The 2,735-nt window shown below is 45.6% G+C and carries 3 protein-coding genes; all 3 read right to left on the bottom strand.

All coding sequences use genetic code 11. From position 1 onward, the window contains the following. Nucleotides 1–157: 157 nt before the first annotated feature. The 3 genes from BBA02S_RS19745 to BBA02S_RS19755 all read right to left on the bottom strand — a co-directional run bounded on the left by BBA02S_RS19745 (nt 158) and on the right by BBA02S_RS19755 (nt 2,658). The gene (locus tag BBA02S_RS19745) at nt 158–1,351 is read right to left on the bottom strand and encodes a 2,3-diketo-5-methylthiopentyl-1-phosphate enolase (RefSeq protein WP_041101230.1); all 1,194 of its coding nucleotides are present in this window, start codon (nt 1,349–1,351) and stop codon (nt 158–160) included. A 90-nt stretch (nt 1,352–1,441) separates the two neighbouring features. Beyond that, complete coding sequence (locus BBA02S_RS19750; protein ID WP_041114209.1) at nt 1,442–1,954, bottom strand: 1,2-dihydroxy-3-keto-5-methylthiopentene dioxygenase; 513 nt, start codon at nt 1,952–1,954, stop codon at nt 1,442–1,444. 38 nt (nt 1,955–1,992) lie between these two features. Then, nucleotides 1,993–2,658 (bottom strand): 2-hydroxy-3-keto-5-methylthiopentenyl-1-phosphate phosphatase, encoded by a 666-nt coding sequence (locus BBA02S_RS19755; RefSeq protein ID WP_041114208.1) that lies wholly within the window; start codon nt 2,656–2,658, stop codon nt 1,993–1,995. Nucleotides 2,659–2,735: the final 77 nt, after the last annotated feature.

Here is a 2,735-nt window from a genome sequence, read left to right on the forward strand (position 1 = left end):
GGTCGCATTATTAAGTTAATCATTCTTATAAGTTAACTAGGATTATTTCACTATCTTTCTAGACTGTCAATAGATTTTTTATAAAAAAGTGTGAAAAATGAAATAACTTTGAAACGACGGGCAAACGCCAGCTTGTTGGACAGCCTAAACAACCGCTTTATGAAGTCGTTACAATTCCCCATTGGTCGATCGCTCTCTTTAAGGGTTCAGACATTTCAGCCGCTTCCGGCAAAGAAATATTTCTCACACCGGCATGAATAGCTGCCCGGAAAGCCTGCGCACCGTTGATCGGTCCGTCCGGATGCCCAAACACCCCGCCTCCTGCGTTGATCACCAAACTTTCGCTGCCAAAATCCTTCAACAGCTGCGGCACCATTCCTGGATGGATCCCTGCTGAAGGCACAGAAAAGGCTTGCTGAAAATAACTTTCTTCTGTTAGTGCGCGGCCAATCGCCAAGGCATCCGCCGATGGGATAGCTACATTGCCATATGGGCTTGGAAACAGCGAAAAGTCCCCGCCTGTCATGCGTGTCAGTTTTCCCACTAGCAACGAATAAGAATAGCCGCCCGGCTGTCCAGCCAGTACACCCGATAAAGCCGAATGGGCCATAATCGGCAAGCGAATATTGTCATTCTCGCGCAGCGCTTGCAGCGTATCCAAGCCATAGGCGTGAACGTTGAATAATAAAGCATTCGCGCCAAGCTCTTGCGCCCGTTCGGCCTTCGCATGCAGCTCGTTTGATCTCCCGGATACATTCACTGCATATAAAGCCTTTTGCCCTGTATGTTCATAATGGCGTCTAATAATATCTTTGGCCGCGATGATTCTCTTCTCAAAAGGTGTCAGCTCGTTTTCAAAAAGAATTTCGTCATCCTTGATTAAATCAATGCCCCCTGCCAGCAAATCCTCCAACTGAGCAGAGAAAAAGGACAAGTCCCTTCCTATCACACCCTTAAAAATAGCCATCAGCAACGGACGGTCATAAAGACTCAACTGCTCCCTCACACCTTCCACGCCAAAGCGCGGACCGGGAAATTGCTGAAGCAGTTCCTCATCAAAGGTTAAATCAATCAGCTCATGACCTTCGAAAAAAGAAAGCTTCCCATAAACGGTCGTTAAGATTGCGGGAAGATCCGCAGAAAAATTGGCGGATGGATAATGGATTTTTACCGTATCCTTCTTTTCACCCTTTTCTACCGATACAACCTCTCCTTTATTTTTCTGCAGCTGCTGCCGCTCAAGATGCGGGATATCTGTCCAAGAACCGACGGTGAGGCCCAAAGCATATTGCTCCGCTCTCTTTTCCTGATCGGGATGTGCCGGAAACAGATAAGTCGCTGTTACTCCCATAAAATGTCCTCCTCTGCCATTTGGTCAGTCTCCATCTGCCTTTCGCCTATTTGCACAGACTGCCGTTAAAGCTGTACGGGCGCTGCTCTTTTAGTAAACCGGCACCCAGCCCTCTTCAGTGACAAAAATCCGGACAGCGACCACTTTGCGGTCATCAGACAATGTAAAATAATGACGGACGCTTTCTGGAACCGAAATAAGATCCCCAGGGTTCAGGTGTACCTCAAAAAACTGGCCGTCCTTGCCTTGAATGACGAAGACGCCATGGCCGCTTGCAATAAAGCGCACTTCATCATCTGTATGGTGATGCTCACGCTGGAAGTTTGTTAATAGCTCCTCTAAATTAGGCGTGTGATCGGCTAATGAAATCACATCCCATGCTTGATAGCCTCGCCTCTCAGCAATATCTTTAATTTCTGCTTCAAAAGCGGTTAAAATTTCCTTTTTTTCCTCATCGCTTAACACATACTTCCCTTGTAAGTGAACAGGAAGTTTTGAAATGTCCCAATGCTCATAAATAACGTCCTGCTGCTGCAAAAATGAAACGACCTCTTTCTGGTTATCAATGATTTCGTTAGTTTCTTGGATTTTAATTGTTGTCATGACGAACCTCCTTGAATTATTAGCAATATTCGGAATTGTTATCTTATATTCTGCTTCAGTTTTTCCAAACGATCGATACAATCATAAAACGTATCAAACGGCTGAAAAGGGATCGACAGTTCTGTGCACTTTTCAGATAAATAATCTCTGGCCATCACCGAATCAGCTATTTTTGCTGCTTGCAAATCGGTAACGGAATCACCGATTACAACCGTATGCTCTCCTTGGCTGGCGATACGGCGGATAAGGGCTGGTTTACAGCAGCCGCAGTTTTGGCTCGGGCATGCTTGATCGCAGCCATGCGGCCAAAGAATGCGAATATGTTCTCCGCTGAAATCCGCTTCGTTGCAATATACTCCCGAAATGGAGTGAAAGGGCTCAAGCAACGGCTTCACAAAAAAGTCAATGCCGCCGCTGACAATATAAAGAGGAATCTCTTGCTTTTCTGTGTAGCGTACAAACTCTCCGAATCCTTCTCTCACTTCCGCTGTTTCTAAAACAAAATCAACCATTTCCTGGCGGAGAGAAGAAGGCAGGAGAGCAAACATATTTCCAACGCCTTCCTGAATGCTGACCGATTGGGAAAGCACCCCTTCTTTCCACTTCTCCCACTCGGGCGGAGCAAACTTCTTCATAATGCTAATGATATTATCTTTCTTCGTCACTGTACCATCAAAGTCGCAAAAGATGACGGGCTTTCTCAAGGTGGCATCACTTCTTTCTTTTTACTATATAGCTGGAACTTTCTGCTAGAGAGAAAATAAAAAAACCTCTTCACAAA

Origin of the sequence: Bacillus badius NBRC 15713, assembly GCF_001591605.1 — a bacterium.
In the GTDB taxonomy this organism is placed as follows: Bacteria; Bacillota; Bacilli; order Bacillales; family Domibacillaceae; genus Pseudobacillus; species Pseudobacillus badius.